This is a genomic window from Acinetobacter tandoii DSM 14970 = CIP 107469, assembly GCF_000400735.1.
GTDB classification, from domain to species: domain Bacteria; phylum Pseudomonadota; class Gammaproteobacteria; order Pseudomonadales; family Moraxellaceae; genus Acinetobacter; species Acinetobacter tandoii.
The window spans coordinates 226,910-251,146 of sequence record NZ_KE007371.1; the positions used below are offsets into that span (position 1 = coordinate 226,910).

Here is a 24,237-nt window from a genome sequence, read left to right on the forward strand (position 1 = left end):
ACAAAATCGTGACAAGCAAGTGAAGGTTGTAACAAATTGTCTGGTTTCATCAGGTGTTTAAGTAGCTTATCGATGCAATTGGGTAGATTCAATTGTCAGTTGGATTTTGTATGTGCCAAGGTAATGGCACAACGAATGGTCACAATAAATCACGGAGTCATGATGTCTTCACATAATTTAATTTCAGCAACAGTTTTAGCTTCTGGATTATTACTCGGTTTCAGCAGCGTCAACGCATTTGCAGAACCTGCAGTACAGGCAGGTGAAACGCTAGAAAGTTTGTCACAAGCCAAAATTAGCACCACGATTAATGGACAACCAGGATCCATTCAAGACTTAATACAATCTGGACAAGTACGTTTGCTCAATACCGAGAATAATCCTACAGCATCCAATATGAGCGTAACTCCGAATAGTATCGAGGATGCATCCGCAGCCGCACCTAATCAAGCCATTTCCCCAGCACCACAATTAAGCTCTTCCGCGAGTCAGCCAATCAATAGTCCAGATATAGACGTCACAAATAATCATCTGCCACAATCTGAGCAAAATCTTGAAGCGCAGCCTATGCAAAACCCTTCAGAACAGATGCCTGCTGAAGCTTCATCTGAAGTTTCACAATAAGGCATATCACTCTAAAATATTTCAATCTGCATAAAAAAACCAAGGACAATGCCTTGGTTTTTTTAGCACTTAGACTGATGAAAGAATGAAATCATTAGATTTCAATTTGGCTTCCCAATTCCACTACACGATTCGGTGGAATTTGGTAAAAGTCACTGACAGGACTGGTATTGCGCTGCATCGAAATAAACAGCTTTTCACGCCACGGCGCCAAGCCATCTCCAACAGTACTAATAATACGTTCACGCGAAACAAAGAAGCTGATTTGCATTAAGTTATATTCGAGTCCTATCGCTTGATAGACTGCTTCCAACGCCATTGGAATATTCATTTCATCTTTAAAGCCGTAGAACAATTCAACGCGATAAAAATGCTGATTCATGGTTTCCACGTGGAATCGATCTTGATCGGTAACATAAGGCACATCCTGAATTTTTACTGTCAGAATGATGTTCTTTTGATGTAAAACCTTATTGTGCTTCATGTTGTGTAACATGGCATGTGGCACAACTGTTGGAGTCCCTGTCAGAAAGACGGCTTCTCCTTCGACCCAGTTTGCCTGCTCACCAATACTCTGCACAAATAAATCGAGCGGAAGTGTATCTTGTTGTAGCTTGGAAAAAGTGAGTTCACGACCATCTTTCCACGTCATTAACAACATAAATGCAATTCCGCCAATCAATAATGGCACCCAACCACCTGACAGAACTTTTAGCGAAGTGGCACTCACCAAGACCAAATCCAGCAATAGAAATGGTGTAATCAGTAATGCTAGTTTTGGCTTACTCCATTTCCATGTGTAACGTATGAAAACTGCAATCAATAAGGTATCGCAGAGCATGGTCATGGTCACGGCCAAACCGTAAGCATGGGATAAACGCGAACTGGTTTGGAAAATTAGAATTAAAACAATAATCGCTGCGAGCAAAATCCAGTTGAGTAAAGGTACGTAAATCTGCCCCTGTTCCGAATCGGAGGTGTGCTTAATGCTTAAACGCGGCAAATACCCCAATTGAATGGCTTGGCGTGCCAAAGAGAACACCCCTGAAATGACTGCTTGAGATGCAATAACAGCAGCCATAGTTGCCAAGAAAATCATTGGGTACAACGCCCATTCTGGTACCAATAAATAGAATGGATTTTCAATGGCATTTGGGTCACGCAGTAATAATGCGCCTTGCCCTGCATAGTTAAGCAATAAACAAGGTAAAACCACAACAAACCATGCTAAACGGATTGGAACAGGACCAAAGTGTCCCATATCGGCATATAAAGCTTCACCACCCGTTACGGTTAACACGACCGCACCCATGATAAAGAATGCCATGAGTGGATTAGATACAATAAAGTGAATAGCCCAGTGTGGACTCAGCATCCCCAAAACCAAAGGGGTTTGAATAATGCTAGAGATACCTAATAGTCCAAGGGCAAAAAACCATAATAAGGTCAAAGGGCCAAAAAACTTACCAACAAAAGCTGTGCCATATTTTTGCATCACAAACAAAGCGGTCACGATACTAATCGCAATGGGCACAATATAAGGATCAAGTGCATCCGTCGCGATGGACAAACCCTCTACTGCTGACAACACTGAAATGGCAGGGGTAATAATCCCGTCACCAAAAAACAAGGAAGCCCCAATAAAGCCAATCGCGATTAACAATAATTTTTTGCGATCACTAAAATTGGTATTACGCAGGTTTAGGGCAAGCAACGCCATAATGCCACCCTCCCCATTGTTGTCTGCACGCATGACAATTGCGACATATTTGATGGTAATGACCAATGTCATTGTCCAAAAGATAATCGACAAAATACCCAAAACATTCTCAGGATTAATCCCTAATCCATGCGCGGCATGGAAAGATTCTTTTAATGCGTAGAGTGGGCTGGTTCCAATATCCCCAAACACAACCCCTAATGCTGCCAAGGTAATCGCAGGCAATGCGGCTTTTTTTGCAGAACTTTGCATAAGCTTGTCTTCAATTATCGACACTATTTTTGCGAATCATATCATTGAGCTAAAACTTTTGCTCGAATTCAATTGTTTCACCTTGTCGATGGCTATGTTTTTCGATATTATCCTCCGCCATGGTGAAGTGTCCGAGTGGCTGAAGGAGCACGCCTGGAAAGTGTGTAAACGTTTATAGCGTTTCGAGGGTTCGAATCCCTCTTTCACCGCCAAATTCAATTCTTATGGAATCTCATAAGGTCTAAAAAGGCTTAAATCTAAAGGGTTTAAGCTTTTTTTACGTCTCATACAATCTACTTAATCTATTGCAAGCTTGATGTAGTTGGGGGTATAACTGGGGGTATAATATTTTACCCCTAAAATTATACCCCCAATTCTGTGGATTTATTGTCATGCTTACAGATGCTCAAGTCAGAAAAATAAAACCTTTAGAAAAGAAAACTAAATACTCTGATGAAAAAGGCATGTATCTAGAGGTCACTCCTTCTGGAGGAATGCATTGGCGAATGAAGTTTCGTTTGAATGGAAAAGAGAATATCTTCAGTATTGGTACATACCCTGAAACTACGCTTGCACAGGCTCGCCGTGCTAGAGATGAAGCAAGGTTAAAGCTTAAAGATGGGATTAATCCCAATTAAGAGAAAAAGCAAAAGAAACAACAAGTCGATGAAAGCATTCTTTTCAAAGCACTTGCTATGGAATGGATGGAGGATCGTAAGGCTGTTATTAAAGAAGGTACATATTTACGTGACCTATCTGTATTTGAAAAAGACCTTTTTCCTGCGTTAGGACATATGCCTATTGATCAGATTAAAGGGAAAGATATCCTTGCTTGCGCTAAGCAAATTGAAGCACGTGGTGCTCAGGAGATGGCTAAACGATCTATTCCTTTGGCTGGACGTATTTTCCGTTATGCGATTCGTAAAGGGTTAATTGAGAATGATCCGACCCCTCACCTTCAAGAAGCTCTCAAGCCACGTAAAGTGAAACATATGGCTCGTTTAGATATTTCTGAATTCCCACCTTTCTTAGAAAGAATGGATCATTATCACGGCAATATCCTTGTTAAGACAGCTTTACAGTTTATGACTCTAACATTTGTGAGAACTGCCGAACTCATTAACATGGAGTGGAATGAAATTGATTTTGATAATCATTTATGGAGAATTCCAGCATATAAGATGAAAATGGCTCTACCTCATATTGTTCCTCTATCACGACAAGCTATTGAGCTCATTAAAGGCCTACAACCTCTCACAGGAAATAAGCAATTTGTTTTCTATAATCACAGTACGGCAAAACCACTAAGTAATAATGCTCTGTTAAGTGCCATTCGCACTATGGGATATACAGGAAAAATGACGGGGCATGGCTTTCGGGGGCTTGCATCAACAACATTACATGAACAAAGCTATATGCATGATGCAATTGAGATACAGCTAGCACATACGGTTGGTAATGCTGTCTCTCAAGCGTATAACCATGCACAACACCTTGAGTACAGAACAAAGATGATGCAAGAATGGGCTAATTTTATTGATAGCTTACGTAACCTGAATCGTGGATAAGAAATTGACTTGAAAAAGAGAAAGACTAGAGCCATCAGTTGAGTTACCACACCAAACTTAAAGCTCTAGTCCTGATGTTCAATAGTACCGAATTATTCTGCATAATTGATGATTTCTTTCTTAAATTTGAAGCAACTTATTGGAAATTTCTAAAACAGAACTTTCAACGCCTAAGATGTCGGTCTGCTCAGCTCAGTATTTCTGAAATTACCTTTATTGCAATTTGGTATAAGTGCTCTCATTTCAATAATTTCAAAGCATTCTTTACAGCGTTAAAATATAACAATAGCCATCTATTTAAACATCTATCGTGTTATCAACGCATGATTCATCTAATGAATACACATCAACTGGCTTTACATGCTCTACATTTTGCTTTGATGAAAGATCAGCAAAGCAATTATTTATGGATTGATTCAACCATATTACCTGTCTGTAAAAATCAGCGAATACAACGTCATAAGTCTTTATCGGCTATTGCAACACTTGGAAAAAGCTCAATGGGTTGGTTCTTTGGCTGTAAGCTGCATTTGCTGATGAATCAATCAGGTGGAATAGTAAATACGGTTTTATCCAATTGACATACAGCAGATATCAAAATGGTGGAGCAACTAGTTAAGGGAATCATAGCCAAATTGTATGCTGATCGTGGCTATATTAGTCATGAGCTTAAGAGCAGGCTTAAAGATCAAGGTATTGATTTGATGACCTATCATCGTAAAAACATGCAAGCGATTAAATTATCAAAAGCGGATCACTACCACTTAAAACAACGTAATAAAATAGAAACATTATTCAGCTTGCTAAAAGGGACATACAACTTAGTCACGAGCAAAGCACGGAGTATTACAGGTTATTTGACAGGCATTTATGCTTCTCTGTGCGCTTATCAACTTTGTCATCAAAATAAGCCAATGATTCGTCTTATGGAAACATCGGCTTAAACAGGATTCGGGTTATGCAAATAATGATGATTCCAAATCCTGTCAGAAAGATAATGTTAAATTAAGTTTTTTTCTAAAAATGATAGTGAATTTATATCAAAAAACTGTGACTTATCTCCTGATAATCAATTCGTTGAAAGCTCTTTGATTACACATGATATAAAAAAAAGTGTTAGTAAAGTAAATAGTCGGATTGGAAATGGCGAAGGAGTGAAATTAATTGCTGTTAGGGTCTACAAGAAAATAAATAGGCCTCCTATTTTAATAGAACCATATTCAGAAAAATATTGTTGCTATCCTCAACCTACTGGTACTTTATATACTATTAATTTGTATGAAATATACAAGAATAATAAGATAAGTGTAAAATCTATTACCGATATTTTAGGTAGTAATAGTTCAGGATTAGATGGCGTTTCAGATGAATATATGAAGTTTAATTTAAAAAATATTGCTTCAATAAAGAAATGGTTAGATAAAAATTATAAATAACGGGACTGTTCTAAATTTTGTGTAAGTAGAGCCTGTAAATTATTTTGTGTAAGTTCCATTTTTTATAAATGATCTTTTAATCGATCATCGAACTGAATCGTAAACTGGATTGCTCCCAGTATCCTAGACACGAGACAGCCTCATTTTGAAGCTGCCTCAAAGGCGAATGCAGCCTAAAACCATCACTTATTTGTATAAAAAATCTTCTAATTTTATATATCCTTCTGTTAGCTTATTTTTACCCTGAAATTCAACTTTCACATAAATTAAATTATTTTTTTTAATTAAATTAATAATTTTAACCTTATCACCACTAATAATATAAGATTTTGTTTTTATTAAATTTTCATCAAAAAAATATGCTTTAGTTGAACTTATTTCTAAATTTTTTATTATCTGATTTGAATCATCTTTTAAATAAAATGTAGGTGATTTACTTGAATAAACCGTACTTAAATTAAGATTATTGTCTAATGTTTTCAATTCCTCTAATAGGTAATATTTGCTATTTTTTAAAACATATATACGAGTATAACCTACAGCACCATCCTTAAATCTTTCAATAATTTTATTTTTATCGACTTCTGGGTCATATAGTGGGCTTAAATAGAATTTTTTAGCTTTATTTTCGGATATATCGAATATTTCATATTTACCACTAGGATTACAATCATCTGTATGATTTACAAATAAATATTTTTTATTATCATTTGTTAAATTTTCAACTGAAAAAGCGTCTTTATCAAAGCAATAATCACTATCGGCAAATAGAAAAATTTTATTATTTCCCTTTTTAAAAAAAATTTTATTATTTTCCTTAAGCAACTCATCACTAGCACAAGAAGCTGTTGAATAAATTAATAATAATAAAAAAATAAATTTATTATTTGAACCCATTTCGCTTTTCAACCTCTCTTAATATTTTTAAAAATAAGCTTTTTCTTTCAGATAAACCAACTGTTCCTCCATTAATTCGTCTACTTACCTTATCCACCACACCTAAATGATGTGAATCAGAGTATGTTTTTGTTAAATCACTATAACCATTACGAACTAAACTATCTGCATTTTTGAACTCATTAAAAGCCCATACTGCACTTTCCACTGCATGAAAAAGATCATCGCATAATAAGTCTGAATTACTTACCACATCTATTCCTGAGTAATTCTTATATTTAATGTAAGCACTTTTCCACGTTAATTGAATTAGTCCTTTCCCTTTGTATTTAGGTCCATCGCCTGGAGTAGTATTTCCTTCTGCTATAATTTGTTTACGTCTTCTACATGATCGACTCTTAGGAGCATTACAAACCGATGGAGGAAAAGTCGCAATGTCATAATCCTTTCCACTTGCATATTCAATCAAAGTATTGAAGTGATCACACTCATGATAAATTTGAGCAAGAAAATGACATAATATAAGCTTCTCTGTCATTTTATACTTCAATAATCCTTTATTCAAAGCTGGTAAGAATTGTTCTGGAGTCGAATTTTGAGTAGGTCTTCCATTCATTGTTTTGTGCCAAAATAGTTTTTTTGTTCCATAAACTTCTTTAAAGAAGCTTAATGAAATAATCTGTCCCGTAGAGCTATCTTCTATCCGCTGAGGAATGCTAGGATCATTTTGGGCTGTTTTCCCATTTAAAACATCTACATCTAATTGTAGATCAATAAACTCTTCTTTTACTCTTCTAACCATAAACTCTACTGAGTCTAGTGCCGTTCCATCAGGTTTAAAAATCGTCAATTTAATTTTTTGACCAACCCAATTCGTTAATTTTAATTGTCCATTTTTAACTTTAAGATTTTTTTTATTAACATTATCAAAAACCATTTCAACATCAACATCTTGAACTGCATAACGCTGACCCGATTTATCTAATACTTTTATTAATGTAAAACCTTTAAAACTATCGTATGGCTCATTCAGTTTAATTAATATCGGTTGCTTTGTCCCAGACCCAGAGTTTCCAGAAAATTTAAGCTCAAATTGATCTCCAGAAGTAAGGACTAGAACTTCAATATCTCTATTTGGAGATGATAAAACCTCAACAAGACCTTGATCATTGGTATATTTATCTGGGGAATTCCCCTTACTTTTAGGTCTAGACTGAATTGGGAAATTCACCATTACTTTCCCATTACTATCAACGATTTTAAATACGGTACTAACAATACCTTTTTTCAAAGGTGGATTATTTGCTTTATATTCATCAATTGTTTTAGGTAAATTTACAACTATGGGATTATTTTCCGATGAAATAATTGATGAATTTATTGATTTAAATAAAATATAGTCAGGCTGATTAGGAGGTTTAGCTAAAATCTCTACAGTTCTATTTGAAGATGCTTGAAATATAAAAAAACCATTTATATCAGTTTTTCTTATATTTTCTTTGGATGAACCTGCATAACGAGACTTTACATTTAAATTTCTTACATACTTTCCAGAACCATCAAAAAATCTTGCTGTAATTGTTTTTAATTCAGACATTTAAAAATCATCCCCCGTCGAAACATCATCATCTTCTTCAAATAGGGCTTCTTCTAACAATTCATCTCTATTTTCACCATCTAAACGTTTTTGTTCTACAGAAACATATGAGGAATTAAATCCCAAAGCTATAAATTCTGTTGACTGTAGTGTGTAAAAACGTAAGGAACTCAGATTATTTTCATGATCTAAGTGATCTACTTTTGATTTTATTAAACTATTTTTATTTTGATCTAAAACAAAAATTTCTTTTTTATTCTTAAGGTTGCTATCCCATGTGTAATCAATCTTATTACTGTATGGTGTCTCAAACATAGGTAAAGCTGTTTTAGGCGAAACCACTTTTTGACCACCTTCAAAATTATGTTGTCCAGCTTTATAAATAATTTTTCCACCTGTAGATATAGTAATCCCATCATCACTGATAACAATACGAGAACCACCTGCCATTGTTATTATTTCTCTAATACTTAATTATGTCACTAAAATAACATAACTTTTTCAAATAAAGAAATTCTTACATGACGATGATCATTTCAGCTCATTTAGAAGATTGCTTACTAATTGCAGCAGATAAACGAGCAATGGTCTGTGATGTAGAAACAGGAGAAATGTCTCTATTTCATGATGATGAAGCTAAAATTAAATTATGGAGTCTAGGTGCAATCGCAGGGACAGGAGAAACGATCTTTTTAAATCGAATCATGGACTATTTTTCCAATTTTAAAGTAGAAGAATATCAAGAACTCAAACAAATGAATGTGATTTATGAGGAAATTGAAAAGCGTTTAATGGAAGGTGTCCCAAAAGAAATGCTGATCAATAATACATTGATATTTTCAATGTTTGATGGAAAGGAAAGCCGTCTGTATTCCATTCCGATAGAACCATTTTTTAAGGAAATTAAACGAAAAGATGGCATTAGGGTTATTCATCCCTATGTTCATGAAATCAGCCCTTTAATAGTCGATGTGACGTGTTTTAACTTACCACCTGATATGAGTAGCCTCCAAAACTTCCAACGACACTTAAAAAGTCTATCAAGCTTTGAAAATGAATTCGCCTTTCTTGAATATCACATTCAACAACTGAAACAAGTTTTTGCTATGCAAGCCTCAATAGACCCAAGTATTACGACATCTTTTGATCTATATATTCAAATTTGCTCAACAGGACATAGCTTAGCTCTGCACATTGAAAATTCAGTTTTATCCTCTCCACTATCTAAAGAGTTAAATTATTGGAGTACAAATAAAGTTTAACCGAGCGAGTGAGCGTAATTAAAATTCAGCCATGCCTTTTCCCTGATTACAATACTTGCTTTTATACCTTAACGAAATTAACCGAGCAAAGCGACTGTATAACCTTTGTCTTATAGTCGAGCGTAAGCGAGTAAAAAACAAATGAGCAAAGCGAATTCATAGTTGCTTTTGCTTTTGGATTTCACAAATAAAATTAACCAAAAACTGCCCCAGGAATCGAGCAAAGCGAGATTCAATAGAGTACGAACAAAGTGAGTACCGATTTATGAGCGTCAGCCCTACTTCATGCCACTGGGTAAAATTATTTAAAAATCTTGTTGTTAAGTCATTCATTCGTTATTTATCCAATTTCTGAGAATGAAATCTTAAAATAAATAATTCAAAATTTAAGCTATTTATTTAGGTCAAAAGCTATAAAAAATCCCCCAAAGCATTGGAGGATTTTCTGTACTGCTTGAAAAGCAAACTTAGACTTGCGCACTCGCCTGACGCTGCTGTCGCGAAGGCGGTAACAACTTCTCAAACATCTGCATTAACTTAGGGTTTTCAGTTTGCCATTTCGGTTGCTTGTCCTTATCAATCAGCAAAGCCCGTACACCTTCAATCATGTCGCCCTGCTCAAACCAGATATCTTGTAAATCCCGTTCTAACTGCATACATTGCTCTAAAGATAGCCCCCGCCCAACATGCTGTAGCTTTAGACTGATTTGCTTGGCTAACAAAGAACGTTGCTGCAAGTTTGCTAAGATTTTTTCAGCCCAATCCATATAGTCACTTTCTAATGTATTGGCTAGGCTGTCTTCAATTTGAGCCAATTCAGTATGTGAAAAATGCTGCCGAATCGCATCTTCATACTGTTTTAATTCACTGGGTGCTGGTTCTTTTAAATAACGCACAATCATCTGCTCAATTAACTGTTGATTCAACTGGGGTGCCTGTGCCAACTCAGTTTGCAACTGTGCCAAGTGGTCACTCGGCACCAAATAGTCAATTAAATCTAAATGCAAGGCATCGCTACTGCTGATTTGTTCCCCAGTCACCGCCATATACACGCCAATATCATCTAAACGAGACAGAAAATGGGTTGCGCCCACATCTGGGAAAAAGCCAATCGCAGTTTCTGGCATGGCAAAACGAGATTTCTCACTGCTAACAATAATCTGGCAAGCTTGTGCCAAACCAAAACCACCACCCAAGACATAGCCATCTAAAAACACCATGACAGGTTTCGCATATTGGCGTAGGCTCTTCAGCATGTGATATTCATCTGCAAAATAGCGCTGATAATTGGCGGTTCCATTTTGATAGCTGTCATAGAGGAAACGAATATCTCCGCCTGCACAAAAGGCTTTCGGGCTATTAGAGTCAATCAAGACGGCTTGAACCTGATCGTCCTCACGCCACAGTTCTAACTGCTGGCTAATGCCATGAATCATGCTTAAGGACAGTGCATTCAAATGACTCGCTCGATCTAGCGTAATCACGCCTAAATGCCCTTGGACACTAATCTGTAAATTATTTTCCATGCGCAGACTCCTTATTTATTGATTTTTAAATTGGGCTGGTCGCTTTTCCACAAAGGCTTTCATGCCTTCTTTTTGGTCTACAGTTGCAAAAATGGAATGGAAAGTACGACGTTCAAAGCGTAATCCTTCACTTAAGCTCACTTCAAAGGCGCGATTAATGCTTTCCTTAATCATCATGGTGGCAGTCAGAGATCGCTGTGCTATTTTCTCCGCAGCCTCTAAGGTATAGGCTAATAATTCCTCTTTCGGTAGGACGCGCGCCACTAAGCCACTTTGTTCTGCTTCAAGCGCGCCCATTTGCCGTGCGGTTAAACACATTTCCATGGCTTTGGCTTTACCCAAGGCCAAAGTTAAACGCTGCGTTCCGCCAATGCCGGGAATCACCCCAAGGGTTACTTCAGGCAAACCAAACTTGGCATTATCCGCACAATAAATAAAATCGCACATCAAAGCTAACTCGCAGCCGCCGCCCAGTGCATAGCCACTCACTGCAGCAATTAAAGGTTTACGACGCTGCGCAATCCGATCTGCCAAATGGAAAAAATCATCAAAATAGATATTCGGGAAATTCAGCTCGGCCATTTCTTTAATATCAGCCCCCGCAGCAAAAGCTTTTTCAGAACCTGCCAACACCATACAGCCAATTTCAGCATCGCGTTCAAACTGATCTAAGGCTTGGTTAATTTCAGCAATCAATTGACTGTTTAAGGCATTCAACGCTTGAGGACGGTTCAGGGTAATGACCCCGACACCCTTGCGCTTTTCAACTAAAATCGTGTCCCACTGTAAGTCTTCAATGAATGTTTTTTCCCACTGCATGTTGCGATCCTTCTTCTATAGACCCATGCACATATCTCTTTCACATCTCGTGATCACTCACATGTGCAAGGGTCTGTTTTTCGATATTGGGTTTATAAACTACGGGCAATCACCAAGCATTGAATATCACTGGTACCCTCGTAAATCTGACAAATCCGAGCATCACGATAAATGCGCTCAATCGGAAAATCTTTCAGATAGCCATAACCGCCAAAGATTTGTAGAGCATTTGAACAGACCCGCTCGGTCATTTCAGAGGCAAACAACTTCGCCATCGACGCTTCGGTTAAACACGGTTGACCCGCTTCTTTTAAACGCGCTGCCTGATGTACCAACTGACGTGCTGCGGCAATTTCTGTTGCCATACTGGCCAATCGGAACGACACTGCTTGCTGCTCAAAAATTGGCTTCCCAAAAGCTACACGCTCCTTGGCATAACGGGTGGCTTCTTCCAAAGCGGCACGTGCCAATCCAACGGCTTGAGCGGCAATGCCAATGCGTCCGCCCTCCAAATTAGACAAGGCAATTTTTAAACCTTCGCCTTCTTTACCCAACAACATACTTTTGTGCACGCGCACATCGGTCAAAGCAATTTGGCAAGTGTCAGAGGCATGTAAACCCAATTTTTCTTCGACCCGAATGACTTCGTAGCCAGGTGTATTACGCGGGACTAAAAAAGCACTCATGCCTTTTTTCCCTGCGCTCGGATCGGTCACAGCAAACACGATAATCACGCCTGCATTGTGTCCTGAAGTAATAAATTGCTTGGCACCATTGATAATGTAATGGTCACCATCTTTCACGGCACGGGTTTTAATGGCAGCAGCATCAGAACCAGTATGCGGTTCAGTCAGTGCAAAAGCCCCGATCATTTCCCCTTTGGCTAAAGGCACCAGAAATTGTTGCTTTTGCTCTTCGGTACCAAATTTCAAAATCGGCACACAACCCACCGAATTATGCACACTCATAATCGCCGATGTTGCACCATCCGCAGCGGCAATTTCTTCCAACGCCAGTACATAGGCCAAGTTGCCTGTTGCCGAACCACCCCATTCTTCAGGCACCAACATCCCCATAAAACCCAGTTGCCCCATTTGCTGTAAGGCTTGGGCTGGGAAAGTACCCTGTCGATCCCACTCACTGGCATAGGGTTTAATTTGTTCTTGGGCAAAACTTTTTGCCATGTCCTGAATCAAGAGTTGTTCTTCAAAAAACATACCTTGTCGATCCCACTCACTGGCCGTCGGTTTTATCTGGTCGTGATCAAAACTTTTTACCATATCCTGCATGTGAGCTTGTCCTTCAGTGAATTGCATAATTACTTTCCTTACAATATCTTAGCTTGCAGCAGTTACCGTTGTTTGTTGCTTGGCAATTTCCTGATTGCGCAGTAAAAAGCGCTGAATTTTTCCACTTGGGGTTTTGGGAAGTTCAGTCACAAACTCAATCAAACGTGGATAAGCATGAGCAGATAAGCGTTTCTTCACAAATTGGCTCAGTTCATTTTCGAGCTCAGCGCTGGCTGCACTTTCACCTGATAAAATCACAAAAGCTTTAATCACTTCTGTTCGCTCAGGGTCAGGTACACCAATCACGGCGGCTTCAATCACGGCATCATGTTCCAACAAGGCACTTTCCACATCAAAGGGCCCCACACGATAGCCCGAGGTGGTAATCACATCATCACTGCGTCCGACAAAACTCATGCTGCCATCGGCATGTATTTCAGCGGTATCACCCGTTAAATAATAATGTCCGATAAATGGCGATTTACGACTTTCTTGATAACCGCCAAACCACATCATCGGAGACTGACTTATGTCTACCGCTAAAATTCCTGGGGTATCTGCACCGAGTTCATTGCCCTGTTCATCTAGTGCCACAACACGATAGCCGGGACTGGCAAAACCTGCCGAGCCTGCTCGAACCTCATGTTCCAATGCATGATGATTACACACCACCATCCCAACTTCAGTCTGGCCATAATGGTCATAGATTGGCGCATCTAATACTTGTTTGAACCAGCGAAACACTTCAGGATTCAATGGCTCACCTGCACTGCTGACCACACGGAATTTGCCATGTAATTTCGCCATTTGCTTCGGATCAGCCGCCATCATCATACGGTAGGCTGTGGGTGCACCTGCCAAGTTATTCACGCCATAGTCATTTACAATCTGGCATAGACTGTCGGCAGTAAATGCGCCTTCATAAAAAATGGTCGGATGACCCAATAAGAGCGGACCCGTAATGCCGTAATACAATCCATAGGCCCAACCTGGATCAGCAATATTCCAAAACGAATCTTCAGCTCTTAAACCAATTGCATCTTGCATATAGCCACCAAATGCAATCAGCGCTTTGAGTGGCACTTGTAAGGGTTTGGCAGGGCCTGTCGTCCCTGATGTGAACATCAACAAGAATGGATCTTGGATGTTCATCATCTCCAATTCACATTGATCAGACTGGCGGTTTACTTCTGCCCAAAAGCTATAATCCCCTTGATACAGCCCTGTGCCTTTGGCTCCCGTGACCGTCACAATTGCAGGGCAACCCTCTACGTCGTGCAATTTGTCACGATTGCCCACATCGGTCACCACCAGTTTGCTTTGTGCCAACTGTAAGCGGTGCTCAATGGCTTTCGGGCCAAACGCAGTAAATAGCGGTTGATAAACCGCACCAATCCGCCATGCCGCTAAAATTGTAATAATCAGCTCTGGGGTACGTGGCAATAAGCCCGATACACGGTCACCTTTAGACACGCCTTGAGACTTTAAAAAGTTGGCAAATTGGCTGGCACGTTGTTGTAACTCTCGAAAGGTATATTGCTCTTTACGACCATCTTTACCCTGCCAAAACAAGGCAATCCGCCCCGGCAAAGCATGTCGATCGCAACATTCATAACATGCATTCAGTGCATCGATTGAACCTGATAGAAACCGTTGCGCAGCCTGTTGCAAATCAAAATTTTGCTGCGCTTGTTGATAATTTGAAGCCATCCTTTCACCTCAGTCACATTTTTGTTATTCACGACAAGGGTTTTTTATAGGGTGCATTCATTGCACCCTTTCATTTCTTTTAAATCAATTTTCTCGGGGTAAATATTGCTGGATAATGCTAGAAAAATCTAAATGTGCATTGCCTTGCAAACACAACTGTTGATAGAGCTGCTGTGCCAAACCACCGAGTAATACAGGTTGCTTGACTTGGCCTGCCGCTTCAATGGCCAAACCTAAATCTTTAAGCATGAGTTGTGAGGCAAAACCGTCGGTATAACCTCGTCCTGCGGGTGCATTCGGGCTAATATCGGGCCAAGGATTACAGATTTCAGAACTCCAGCAACGGCCACTTGAGCTATTGATCACGCCTGCCAATGCATGGGTATCAATGCCCAATCGGCTGCCCAAAGCCATCCCTTCTGCCACGGCCGCCATAGAAATGCCGAGAATCATGTTATTGCAAATTTTAGCAATTTGCCCTGCACCTACTGCACCACAATGCACCGTATTCTTGCCCATAAAGCTTAAAATCGGCTGCACACGCTCATAGGTCACGTCATCGGCACCAACCATAAAGGTCAAGGTCCCCGCTTTAGCACCAATGGTGCCACCAGACACAGGCGCATCGCAGACTTGAACTTGATGCTTCAAGCCCTCAGCAGCAACATCTTTAATGGTTTGCGGGTCGATGGTACTTGAGTCAATACAGAGACTGCCTGCACGCATTACCGCCAGAATTCCCGTCTCACTCAAATACACGTCACGTACATGCTTAGCTGCGGGCAACATACTGATGACCACATCTGCCTGCTCAGCCGCAGCTTGAGGGCTGTCACAGACGATTCCGCCACTTTCGGAAAACTGCTGCAAAGCTTTTTCACTTAGGTCATAACCTAACACCGTTTGCCCTGCTTTGAGCAGGTTCTGTGCCATCGAACCGCCCATATTCCCTAAACCAATGAAAGCTATCTTCATCTCGCTACTCCTTAGCGTAAACTGATGGTGGTATTGACTTCCCCTGCTTCTTGACTGTCTTCAAACCAACGACTGGTAATGGTTTTGGTTTGCGTATAGAACTGTACCGCCTGTTTACCATAAGGGCCTAGGTCACCGAGCTTTGAGCCACGCGAACCTGTGAAACTAAAGAATGGCACAGGGACTGGAATTGGAATATTGATGCCTACTTGACCAATATCAATACGGTTTTGGAAAGTCCGTGCTACTGCCCCACTTTGGGTAAATAAGCCCACACCATTACCAAATGGATTGGCATTGACCAGTTCAATCGCCTCATCCAAAGTCTCCACACAGAGAATCGTCAGTACTGGCCCAAAGATTTCTTCTTTATAAATACGCATATCCGTGGTGACATTGCTAAACACCGTTGCCCCGACAAAGTTGCCATTTTCATAGCCTTTGACTTGAATATCACGACCATCTAGCAGCAGTTCAGCACCTTGCTCGACACCACTGTTAATTAAATCAATCACACGGGCTTTGGCACGTGGTGAAATCACAGGGCCAATATCCGTATTCGGCTCATGCCCTGCATTCACACTTAAGGTTTTGGCTTTAGTCACCAATTCATTGATCCAGTGTTTACTGTCACCGACCATGACTGCAACTGAAAGCGCCATGCAACGTTGCCCTGCCGCACCAAAGGCTGCACCGACCATGGCATTTAAGGTTTGTTCTTTATTCGCATCGGGCATCACGACCACATGGTTTTTCGCACCCATCATGGATTGCACACGCTTGCCATGTTGACCCGCCAAGTTATAGACATGCGTGCCGACAGCAGTCGAACCCACAAAGGAAATGGCTTTGATGTCTTGATGGGTACACAGCGCATCGACCACCTCTTTGCCGCCATGCACCACATTCAGTACGCCTGCGGGAATACCTGCTTCGATTGCCAACTCGACCAACATCATGGTGGAGAGCGGATCTTGTTCAGATGGCTTCAAAACAAAGGTATTACCGCAGACGATTGCCATGGGAAACATCCACAAAGGAATCATCGCAGGAAAGTTAAACGGGGTAATCCCCGCACAGACACCTAAAGGTTGTTGCAAGGTATAAGTATCTACGCCACGTGCCACCCCTTCGGTATATTCGCCCATTTGCAAGGTGCCAATTGAACACGCATGTTCCACCACTTCCAAACCACGCTGAATATCACCTTCCGCATCCGCCAAGGTTTTGCCCTGTTCAGCAGTGAGTACCTGTGCAATTTTCTTGGCATTGGCACGAATGAGTTCCTGCAATTTCAACATAATGCGCATTCGGGCTTGAATCGGGGTTTCTCGCCAACTGGCAAATGCCGCTTTTGCCGAAGCAATTGCAGACTGTACTTCTTCAGGTGTTGCAAAAGGGACTAAACCAATGACTTCTTGAGTTGCTGGATTAACAATGTCTTGCCATTGCTGGGTTTTAGACTCGACAAACTCACCGTTAATCAATAATTTAGCTGTTGATAATTGGATTTTAGAAACCGTATTCATAACCTCTCCATAGGCATTCATTTTTATTGTGTTGCTGCTGAACCCTACGACTTAAACCGTATGTTCAATTTGTGATTTTCAAATCAGACTAGCAAAGAAAACTTTGACCACCAATGCAGATTGGTGCACGATGGTTGTGCAATTTTGCACAGGATGTGGAAAATAAAAATGAAAGTAGATTGGGATCATCTGCAATTTTTTTTGGTCTTGGCACGTGCCAAAACATTGACCAATGCAGCACGGATTATTGGGGTTGAACACAGTACTGTGGCTCGACGGATACAGTCTTTAGAAGTCGCGTTAGGTACACCCTTATTTAAACGTGAAGCCACAGGATATGAACTTACTGTCGATGGTATGGCACTGGTGCCGCGCGTAGAGCAAATGGAACAGGCTTTTTTGCAAATTCAAAAACCGCAACAGCCACTTGAAGGTCGCGTGCGAATTGGTGCACCCGAAGGTTTTGGCACAGCGTTTTTGACCCAGTTATTAGCAGAACTGTCGCAGCAATTTCCGCTGCTCACGATCGACCTGATTCCTGTTCCCAAGATGATGAAGCTGTCCCATCGCGAAGCCGATATTGTCATTTCGATAGACCGTCCGAAATCGGGTCCTTATATCATTACCCGACTGACCGATTATTGTTTAAAAATTTACGGCAGCAAAAGCTATCTGGCACAACATCCGCCCATTCAAAATATGGAAGATTTAGCACGCCACCGCTTTGTGAATTATATTGATGATCTGATTTATAGCTCAGAACTGTATTGTTTGGAACGCCTGCCGATTCCACTGACCGCCAATTTTCGCAGTAGTAGTATTTTAGCGCAGCAAATTGCGGTGAATGCAGGCGCAGGCTTGGCCATCTTGCCGCAATTTCTAGCCCATAATCAGCCCAATTTAGAACAAGTGCTGGCCGAGCAAGTGCGCTTTACCCATACCTTTTGGATGCTGACTTTTGTCGATTTACAACACGAGCCACGGATTAAATTGGTCTGGGATTATTTACGTAAACAGGCTGACCTTAAGCAAGGTATTCTTATGGATTAAGGCTGACGAAGTTGATTGCTTGATCAGTATTCTCCCATTGCAATACGTCGGGTGAGCTGTTCCAGACGATCGACTTTCTGACTTTGTGGCAAAACACGGCAGACCATTGCAGCAGTATAATCGAGTGCAGTATTGGGAATAATCGGGCGAGCCTGACTGGCAGCATAATTCTGGCTACTCATTAAGGAACCATTTTTCTTGAAATTAGCCGAGGAGCGAATGCTATATTGTTCACTCTCACAGCCCACACGGTACAAGGCCAAGGAATAATCACCCAGTTCCAAGCCATCTTTTTCTTTGTCATTTTTAATTAAATACTTGACCCAGTATTCAACTTCATTGCTTTTTGCATCAAGTACTCTCACCCGATTAAAATCGACATAAATATATTGCGAGTGATCATAATTTGCATTGACGTAGGTCCACTCGGCACATGCAAACACACTCCAAAATAAACTGACAAAACTGATCAGCACACGATTTAACACAATACTATCCCCCCAGATAGGCGCAAGGGATTATAGCAACTCCACCGCTTAAATCACATGATAAAATCAAACTAAGATACTGAAATAATTAAATTAATATAAATTTTATTTCAGCATTTTCAGCACAGATTCAGTGATATTACTATGACTGGTTGGCACTCTAAATCGACTCTGAGGAATATTTAGCACCCTGATGGCAAACCATTTGCAAAATGCTGGCAAAATTGATGGCCAGTTGTGTTGCCAAATGCTGTTTATAAATTACAGCCAGCCCAACTGTAGGTACAGGCTCGGCAAAAGGTCGATAAACCACACCCTGAATTTGTAATTGCTGCGAAGATTCAGGCACCATCGATACCCCTAAATTAGCCGCCACCAAAGATAAAATCGAGACAATCTGTGGTGCACTCTGCCCCAGTTTGGGTTCAAAGCCTGCTTGTTGACAAGCATCAGTTACCGCATCATATAAGCCTGCACTCACACTGCGGGGAGACAAAATCATTTCGTGCTCACATAAGCAGGTCACCTGTAAAGGTTGCTCACCATGCGCTAAATCACGGCGTACAGAAACCGCTGCAATTAATGCTTCATTCAACAACTCTTGCATGGCTAAACTGCTATGAATTTGTCGAGGTGGACGAATAATGGCAATATCTAGGCGGTCTTCCAGCACATAGTCAATTAATTTGAGAGAATTGGCTTCTTCTAGTTTTAATCCAACTTGGGGGTACTGCTGCTGATAACGACGAATGCTTTCTGGAATTAAAGGGTTCAGCATTGAAGTGCCTGTAAAGCCTAAACGCAACTGCCCCACTTCACCATTGGAAACATGGCGTGCCAACTGAATGGCATCGTCCAATTGATGTTGTAACGGTTCCACCGCAGTGAGAAAAGCTTGTCCCACTTCGGTCAGCACCACGCCTTGCGAGGTTCGCAGGAACAAGTCTGCACCAATACACTCTTCCAGATCACGGATTTGCATACTCAAGGGCGGTTGACTCATGCACAAGCGTTGGGCCGCGCGGGTAAAGTTTTTTTCTTCAGCCACGGTTAAAAAATAGCGGATATGGCGCAGCTCTATATTCATATATAAAACATATATTGCTATAGACTCAAATATATTAGAAGGATGACCTTCTCGCTGCTAGGCTTATTCTGTAAATGATCATACAAGCCAAAGACTTTGGCTGTTGGAAATTCAGATGCTTAGCCCCGCTTCTTCAAGTCCAGAACTTGAGCCAATCTCCCCTTTATCCGAATCTTGGATTGAATCGGGTACAAGCACTTATTACCGTGCAGGGCTGGCCCTGTTCTTGGTGGGATTTGCCAGTTTCTCCCTGATTTATTGTGTACAACCTTTACTGCCTGCTTTTACCCAGACCTTTGCGGTGAGCCCTGCCAATAGCGCATTGGCATTGTCGCTGACCACTGCTTTCTTGGCAGTTTCCATTGTGCTCTCCAGTGCTTTTTCACAAGCTTTAGGTCGGGGTAATGTCATTTTCATGTCCATGGCTTGTGCGGCTGGACTGAATATCTTGGCGATGTTTATTCCCCACTGGCATACCTTTCTCGCTACACGTGCACTGGAAGGGTTTGTCTTAGGTGGGGTTCCTGCCGTCACCATGGCATGGATTGCAGAAGAAATGGATCCCAAAGCCTTGGCACAAACTATGGGACTGTATATTGCGGGAACGGCTTTTGGCGGCATGATGGGACGGGTTGGCATGGGGATGCTGATTGAATGGGTCAACTGGCAAACAGCCTTAGGTTTATTGGGTCTATTGTGTTTATTCTGTGCCTTCGGCTTTATTCTGCTACTCCCTCCCTCACGACACTTCGTTGCCAAAAAAGGGCTAAATTTAAATTTTCATGTGCAAGCATGGTGTGCTCATCTGCGCAATCGCTCATTACTGCGTCTCTATGCGCTAGGTTTTGTGTTGACCAGTATCTTTGTAACTCTATTTAACTACATTACTTTCCGTCTCGATGCGGCTCCGTATTTTTTGAGTCAAACCCAAATCAGCTTAATTTTTCTTTCTTATAGTTTAGGTATGGTGTCTTCATCATTGGCCGCTCGTCTGGCACAACGCTATGGCCGACAAAGTATAGTGATTCTCGGCTTTATCATTATGGGATTAGGCATTGCCTGTACCTTAGCGCAAAACCTCTGGGTCATTATTTTAGGCGTAGCATTGATTACTACAGGTTTCTTTATTGCCCACGCCCTCTGTAGTGGTTTGGTCGGTGCTACAGCCCAAGACAACAAAGGACATGCGACTTCGTTATATTTACTGTTTTACTACCTCGGTTCCAGCATCATCGGTTCAGCAGGAGGATGGTTCTGGTTACATGCAGGATGGTTAGGCGTTGTTCTCTTGGCAATGCTCTTGGTGTTTGCAGGTATTGGACTCAGCCTCATTAAAGTTTCCCCTCTACACCAGACTTAACTTTTCAAATCAATCGAGGAACATATTTTTATCATGTTGAGCTTATTTGTTTATGGCACCCTTGGACCAAACCGCCCTAATGCGCATATTTTAGAAAATATGGGTGGGACATGGGCAACAGCCTATGTACATAGCGAATTACATGCCAAAGGTTGGGGCGCAGCATTAGGTTTTCCCGGTATTCTGCTCAATGAAAATGCTTCTACTGTACAAGGCTTTGTGTTTTTCTCGGAAAATTTAGCCCAACATTGGACAATGCTCGATGAATTTGAAGGCGAAGGTTATGTTCGTAGCCCAGTACAGGCCACTTTAATTGAGACAGGTGAATGTATTAACACTTGGATTTACAGTCTAAAATAGCTTTCTTTTTATACAAAAATAGCTGATGAGTCGAAACTTAGATTCAGTTCATAACGCTGAACATTCAATCGGTTATTTTTTGGCTTGCATTCAAAACAACTTAATGTAAAATGCACAGCACAAGATGCCGGCATAGCTCAGTTGGTAGAGCAACTGACTTGTAATCAGTAGGTCCACAGTTCGAATCCGTGTGCCGGCACCATTTACTTAAGCTCACTATTTATTAGTGGGCTTTTGTTGTTTTTAAACCTGCATTTTTTATTTCTTCTGTGCTGTCACTTGCACATACCGCACTACGCCTTGCATCCATAATTTCTGACACAGTTTTGCTGTCAACTGAATCTTCATTACATCAAAAGCTGTATATTGCTCTTCAGTCTGCGGTGCTGTTGTCTGCTGCTGAATATATTGGGAAAAACCACCCAATACAGCTTCAGAGAAATCTTCAATTTGAATCTGTTCAAAACCTGCTTGTACCAACTGTTGCTGTACAGCAACGTTATCAGACAAGTTTTTTAAATTCACATCGGCAGCTTTAAGCAACAAGGCCAACTGTATTTTTTCCGCGACATTTAAATTCAAAAACTTCGGGCTTAAAATTAAGTAATGAAATGCCAAACGCCCTTTTGAATTTAAAACGGGTGCAACTGAATTTAAAAATGAATTCAAACTACTGTGATAGGCCGCATCGATACACAGCACCACATCAAAAGCTTGCTGAAAGGAAATTTGTTTTAAATTTAAAAAAGAGTGGCAATGAATAGCCTTCAGTTGAGGAATTGCTGTTTGAATTTTTTGTATATATTTAGGTTGTAATTCAACCGCTTCAATATGTTGTATCTGATACTGTTGCTGCCAATGCAACAGGCTCGCCCCCTGTCCACAGCCCAAATCCAGTACATGATCTGATGCGGTTAATTGCACACTGTGGGCCAAATGATCGGCAAGGGCACGGCAAGCTTCAGGATAGGTCTGATTCGTTTCAGACCAGTATCCCAGATTGCTCCAAGCCAGTTCGCTGCTGTCCCCTAATAATTTTGCATTGATGGCATATTTATGTTGGGAAACCTCTGTGCGAAGCTGTTGGAGCCATTTCATGAACTTAGTAGCCGAGTTGCGGAGCAACCTCTACTTTAGGCTTTAAGCCAACGAACGGCAATGGCGCACCAAAAATCTCAGCAATATTCATGGCAGAGGTCACCGCCGATTCCAAGATTGGCAAACCATCACACGACCAAGAACCACAATAGAATACTTTGCGATCAGGTTGCTTATGACGTTCTTGCAACTGTTTATTCAATGCCACGGTTTCCGAGTTCACCACCGCACGGGTTAATGTTACGCTTGAAATGATCTTTTTCGGATCAATTTCAGTCACAGGACGCCAAGTTTGGAACACAGGATTTTTACCCACGAGGCTTGGCTCAACTGCGTTTAACCAGACTGTGAATTGCTGACGGGTAAACTTACGATCCATCATATAACTCAACACTGCCCAGTCTTTACGCTTCGGTGGCATAACAGACGTGTCGGTATGAATGACCAATTGACCTTGTTCAAATTTAAATTGCTTTAATAAATCAATGTCGTCTTTAAATTGTGCTTGATCAAGGAAAGTATCAATTTTGTTGGTTGGTGTTGCAATCACAGCACGGTCAAACTGGTAGGTTTCACCTGCCGAATTTTCAACCTGTACTTTATCGCCTTGCTGTTTCACATGGGTGATGGCAGAGCCACTACGGATTTCAATACCTTGTATCAACTTATCAACTAAGGCTGGTGTACCCCCCTGCATACGCAATAAAGCATCTCCATCCGTGAGTTGACGCAAGAAGGTCAACAACGGTTTTGCGGGCCAATCACCAATGGTTTTTGGATTACAAGTACAAATGGTATATAGCACTGGCATTACTGCACCATGCCAGAAGACTTCTTCAATATCATTCTGATTAATGAATTCTGCCAAAGTAATCTCTTGATTCTCAGATTTAAAAAATTGAGAAATCGCAGTTTTTAACTGCAACATGCCTTTAACCAAGCGCCAACCATATTGTTTGATGCCTTTACGGTTATTGATAATTGGGAAATTACCAATACGGGTACGGGTGGTGGTGAGCCATGTTTCAGTTTTATCTTCAAATAACCAGCTACATGCCATATAGGTTCGTACTGGATAAGTTTGAATACCTAAATAGGTTGCTAAACTTAAGGTGTTTTTCCATAAATGCGGATTCATGACACGCAAAGGTGCATCAATCAACCCACCTTCAAATTCGGTGCTGTGACTGTCCATTCCACGCCCTGGTAGGGCTTCAAAAATTGTAATGTTATGTCCAGCATCTTTAAGAATTCTCGCAGTAGCCAGTCCAGCCATGCCACTACCAATAACTGCAATATCCAAAGTTATTATCCGTCAGTTACACATTAAGGAAATTATGTACTACAGGGCGACAAAACAGACTATTAAAAAATGCCAGAATCCATGCTTTTAAAATTCGTTAACAATTTAATTAAAGCTTGCTGGCTTTATTACTTTTTTATGCTTATTTTTTAAACAAAGTCTTTTTTTAAAGAATATATACTTTATTTTTTGTTTAAAATTAGCAACTTAAATCGATGTACTTTTTACATCCCGTTTTACAAATAATAAAAAAGTAGGTATCATGCACCACATAAAAATGATAAATT

At 40.7% G+C, this 24,237-nt stretch carries 20 protein-coding genes, 2 tRNA genes and 2 pseudogenes; 10 read left to right on the forward strand and 14 right to left on the reverse strand.

From position 1 onward, the window contains the following. The first annotated feature begins 162 nt into the window (after positions 1 to 162). Positions 163 to 624: a hypothetical protein gene (locus tag I593_RS16770; protein ID WP_016168759.1), complete on the forward strand. Its 462-nt coding sequence runs from the start codon at positions 163 to 165 to the stop codon at positions 622 to 624. A 94-nt stretch (positions 625 to 718) separates the two neighbouring features. On the opposite strand, the gene I593_RS16775 is transcribed toward I593_RS16770, so the two are convergent. Then, positions 719 to 2,596, reverse strand: coding sequence for a potassium transporter Kup (locus tag I593_RS16775; protein WP_016168760.1), 1,878 nt, complete (start codon positions 2,594 to 2,596; stop codon positions 719 to 721). Positions 2,597 to 2,717: 121 nt separating this feature from the next. On the opposite strand from I593_RS16775, the gene I593_RS16780 reads away from it, so the two are divergent. The 4 genes and pseudogenes from I593_RS16780 (at position 2,718) to I593_RS16795 (ending at position 5,600) form a co-directional block, all read left to right on the forward strand. After that, a tRNA-Ser gene (locus I593_RS16780) sits at positions 2,718 to 2,808 on the forward strand. Positions 2,809 to 2,988: 180 nt separating this feature from the next. Next, positions 2,989 to 4,164: pseudogene (locus I593_RS16785) on the forward strand (tyrosine-type recombinase/integrase). A 74-nt stretch (positions 4,165 to 4,238) separates the two neighbouring features. Next, positions 4,239 to 5,108: pseudogene (locus tag I593_RS16790) on the forward strand (IS982 family transposase). A 144-nt stretch (positions 5,109 to 5,252) separates the two neighbouring features. Next, the gene (locus I593_RS16795) at positions 5,253 to 5,600 is read left to right on the forward strand and encodes a hypothetical protein (RefSeq protein WP_051195133.1); all 348 of its coding nucleotides are present in this window, start codon (positions 5,253 to 5,255) and stop codon (positions 5,598 to 5,600) included. Positions 5,601 to 5,786: 186 nt separating this feature from the next. On the opposite strand, the gene I593_RS16800 is transcribed toward I593_RS16795, so the two are convergent. From I593_RS16800 to I593_RS16810, 3 genes are read right to left on the reverse strand one after another with little or no spacing between them, the layout of a single operon-like run. Then, on the reverse strand, positions 5,787 to 6,497 hold the full coding sequence (locus tag I593_RS16800) for a hypothetical protein (protein ID WP_016168765.1): 711 nt from the start codon (positions 6,495 to 6,497) through the stop codon (positions 5,787 to 5,789). After that, positions 6,484 to 8,094, reverse strand: coding sequence for a glycoside hydrolase family 19 protein (locus I593_RS16805; RefSeq protein ID WP_016168766.1), 1,611 nt, complete (start codon positions 8,092 to 8,094; stop codon positions 6,484 to 6,486). The genes I593_RS16800 and I593_RS16805 overlap by 14 nt, the downstream gene beginning before the upstream one ends. Continuing rightward, entirely contained in the window at positions 8,095 to 8,544 is a 450-nt protein-coding gene (locus tag I593_RS16810; RefSeq protein ID WP_016168767.1) for a hypothetical protein, read from the reverse strand. Between the two features lie 71 nt (positions 8,545 to 8,615). On the opposite strand from I593_RS16810, the gene I593_RS16815 reads away from it, so the two are divergent. Next, complete coding sequence (locus tag I593_RS16815; RefSeq protein ID WP_016168768.1) at positions 8,616 to 9,356, forward strand: hypothetical protein; 741 nt, start codon at positions 8,616 to 8,618, stop codon at positions 9,354 to 9,356. Between the two features lie 467 nt (positions 9,357 to 9,823). Here I593_RS16815 and I593_RS16820 read toward each other — a convergent pair whose 3' ends face one another. The 6 genes from I593_RS16820 to I593_RS16845 form a co-directional block, all read right to left on the reverse strand. After that, the gene (locus I593_RS16820; RefSeq protein WP_228130591.1) at positions 9,824 to 10,888 is read right to left on the reverse strand and encodes an enoyl-CoA hydratase/isomerase family protein; all 1,065 of its coding nucleotides are present in this window, start codon (positions 10,886 to 10,888) and stop codon (positions 9,824 to 9,826) included. A 9-nt stretch (positions 10,889 to 10,897) separates the two neighbouring features. Next, on the reverse strand, positions 10,898 to 11,701 hold the full coding sequence (locus tag I593_RS16825) for an enoyl-CoA hydratase (protein WP_016168770.1): 804 nt from the start codon (positions 11,699 to 11,701) through the stop codon (positions 10,898 to 10,900). A 92-nt stretch (positions 11,702 to 11,793) separates the two neighbouring features. Then, on the reverse strand, positions 11,794 to 12,918 hold the full coding sequence (locus tag I593_RS16830) for an acyl-CoA dehydrogenase family protein (protein WP_026440936.1): 1,125 nt from the start codon (positions 12,916 to 12,918) through the stop codon (positions 11,794 to 11,796). A gap of 120 nt (positions 12,919 to 13,038) precedes the next feature. Further along, a complete protein-coding gene (locus I593_RS16835) occupies positions 13,039 to 14,700 on the reverse strand; it encodes an AMP-binding protein (RefSeq protein WP_016168772.1) in 1,662 nt (553 codons plus the stop codon). 84 nt (positions 14,701 to 14,784) lie between these two features. Next, the gene (gene mmsB / locus I593_RS16840) at positions 14,785 to 15,675 is read right to left on the reverse strand and encodes a 3-hydroxyisobutyrate dehydrogenase (protein WP_016168773.1); all 891 of its coding nucleotides are present in this window, start codon (positions 15,673 to 15,675) and stop codon (positions 14,785 to 14,787) included. 11 nt (positions 15,676 to 15,686) lie between these two features. Further along, complete coding sequence (locus tag I593_RS16845; protein ID WP_016168774.1) at positions 15,687 to 17,204, reverse strand: CoA-acylating methylmalonate-semialdehyde dehydrogenase; 1,518 nt, start codon at positions 17,202 to 17,204, stop codon at positions 15,687 to 15,689. 168 nt (positions 17,205 to 17,372) lie between these two features. Here I593_RS16845 and I593_RS16850 point away from each other — a divergent pair, with 168 nt between their 5' ends. After that, a complete protein-coding gene (locus I593_RS16850) occupies positions 17,373 to 18,254 on the forward strand; it encodes a LysR family transcriptional regulator (RefSeq protein WP_016168775.1) in 882 nt (293 codons plus the stop codon). Between the two features lie 23 nt (positions 18,255 to 18,277). Here I593_RS16850 and I593_RS16855 read toward each other — a convergent pair whose 3' ends face one another. Together I593_RS16855 and I593_RS16860 are read right to left on the reverse strand one after the other, a co-directional pair. Next, a complete protein-coding gene (locus I593_RS16855; RefSeq protein WP_016168776.1) occupies positions 18,278 to 18,742 on the reverse strand; it encodes a surface-adhesin E family protein in 465 nt (154 codons plus the stop codon). Between the two features lie 160 nt (positions 18,743 to 18,902). After that, positions 18,903 to 19,823 (reverse strand): LysR family transcriptional regulator, encoded by a 921-nt coding sequence (locus tag I593_RS16860; protein WP_026440935.1) that lies wholly within the window; start codon positions 19,821 to 19,823, stop codon positions 18,903 to 18,905. 121 nt (positions 19,824 to 19,944) lie between these two features. Here I593_RS16860 and I593_RS16865 point away from each other — a divergent pair, with 121 nt between their 5' ends. The 3 genes from I593_RS16865 (at position 19,945) to I593_RS16875 (ending at position 21,751) form a co-directional block, all read left to right on the forward strand. After that, on the forward strand, positions 19,945 to 21,189 hold the full coding sequence (locus I593_RS16865) for an MFS transporter (RefSeq protein ID WP_016168778.1): 1,245 nt from the start codon (positions 19,945 to 19,947) through the stop codon (positions 21,187 to 21,189). 33 nt (positions 21,190 to 21,222) lie between these two features. Further along, a complete protein-coding gene (locus tag I593_RS16870) occupies positions 21,223 to 21,549 on the forward strand; it encodes a gamma-glutamylcyclotransferase family protein (RefSeq protein WP_016168779.1) in 327 nt (108 codons plus the stop codon). Between the two features lie 126 nt (positions 21,550 to 21,675). Further along, positions 21,676 to 21,751: transfer RNA gene (locus I593_RS16875), tRNA-Thr, on the forward strand. Positions 21,752 to 21,807: 56 nt separating this feature from the next. Here the strand turns inward: I593_RS16875 and I593_RS16880 are convergent. Together I593_RS16880 and I593_RS16885 are read right to left on the reverse strand one after the other, a co-directional pair. After that, positions 21,808 to 22,647: an SAM-dependent methyltransferase gene (locus I593_RS16880; RefSeq protein ID WP_016168780.1), complete on the reverse strand. Its 840-nt coding sequence runs from the start codon at positions 22,645 to 22,647 to the stop codon at positions 21,808 to 21,810. A 4-nt stretch (positions 22,648 to 22,651) separates the two neighbouring features. Next, positions 22,652 to 23,950: an FAD-dependent oxidoreductase gene (locus I593_RS16885; protein WP_016168781.1), complete on the reverse strand. Its 1,299-nt coding sequence runs from the start codon at positions 23,948 to 23,950 to the stop codon at positions 22,652 to 22,654. Positions 23,951 to 24,237 lie beyond the last annotated feature (287 nt).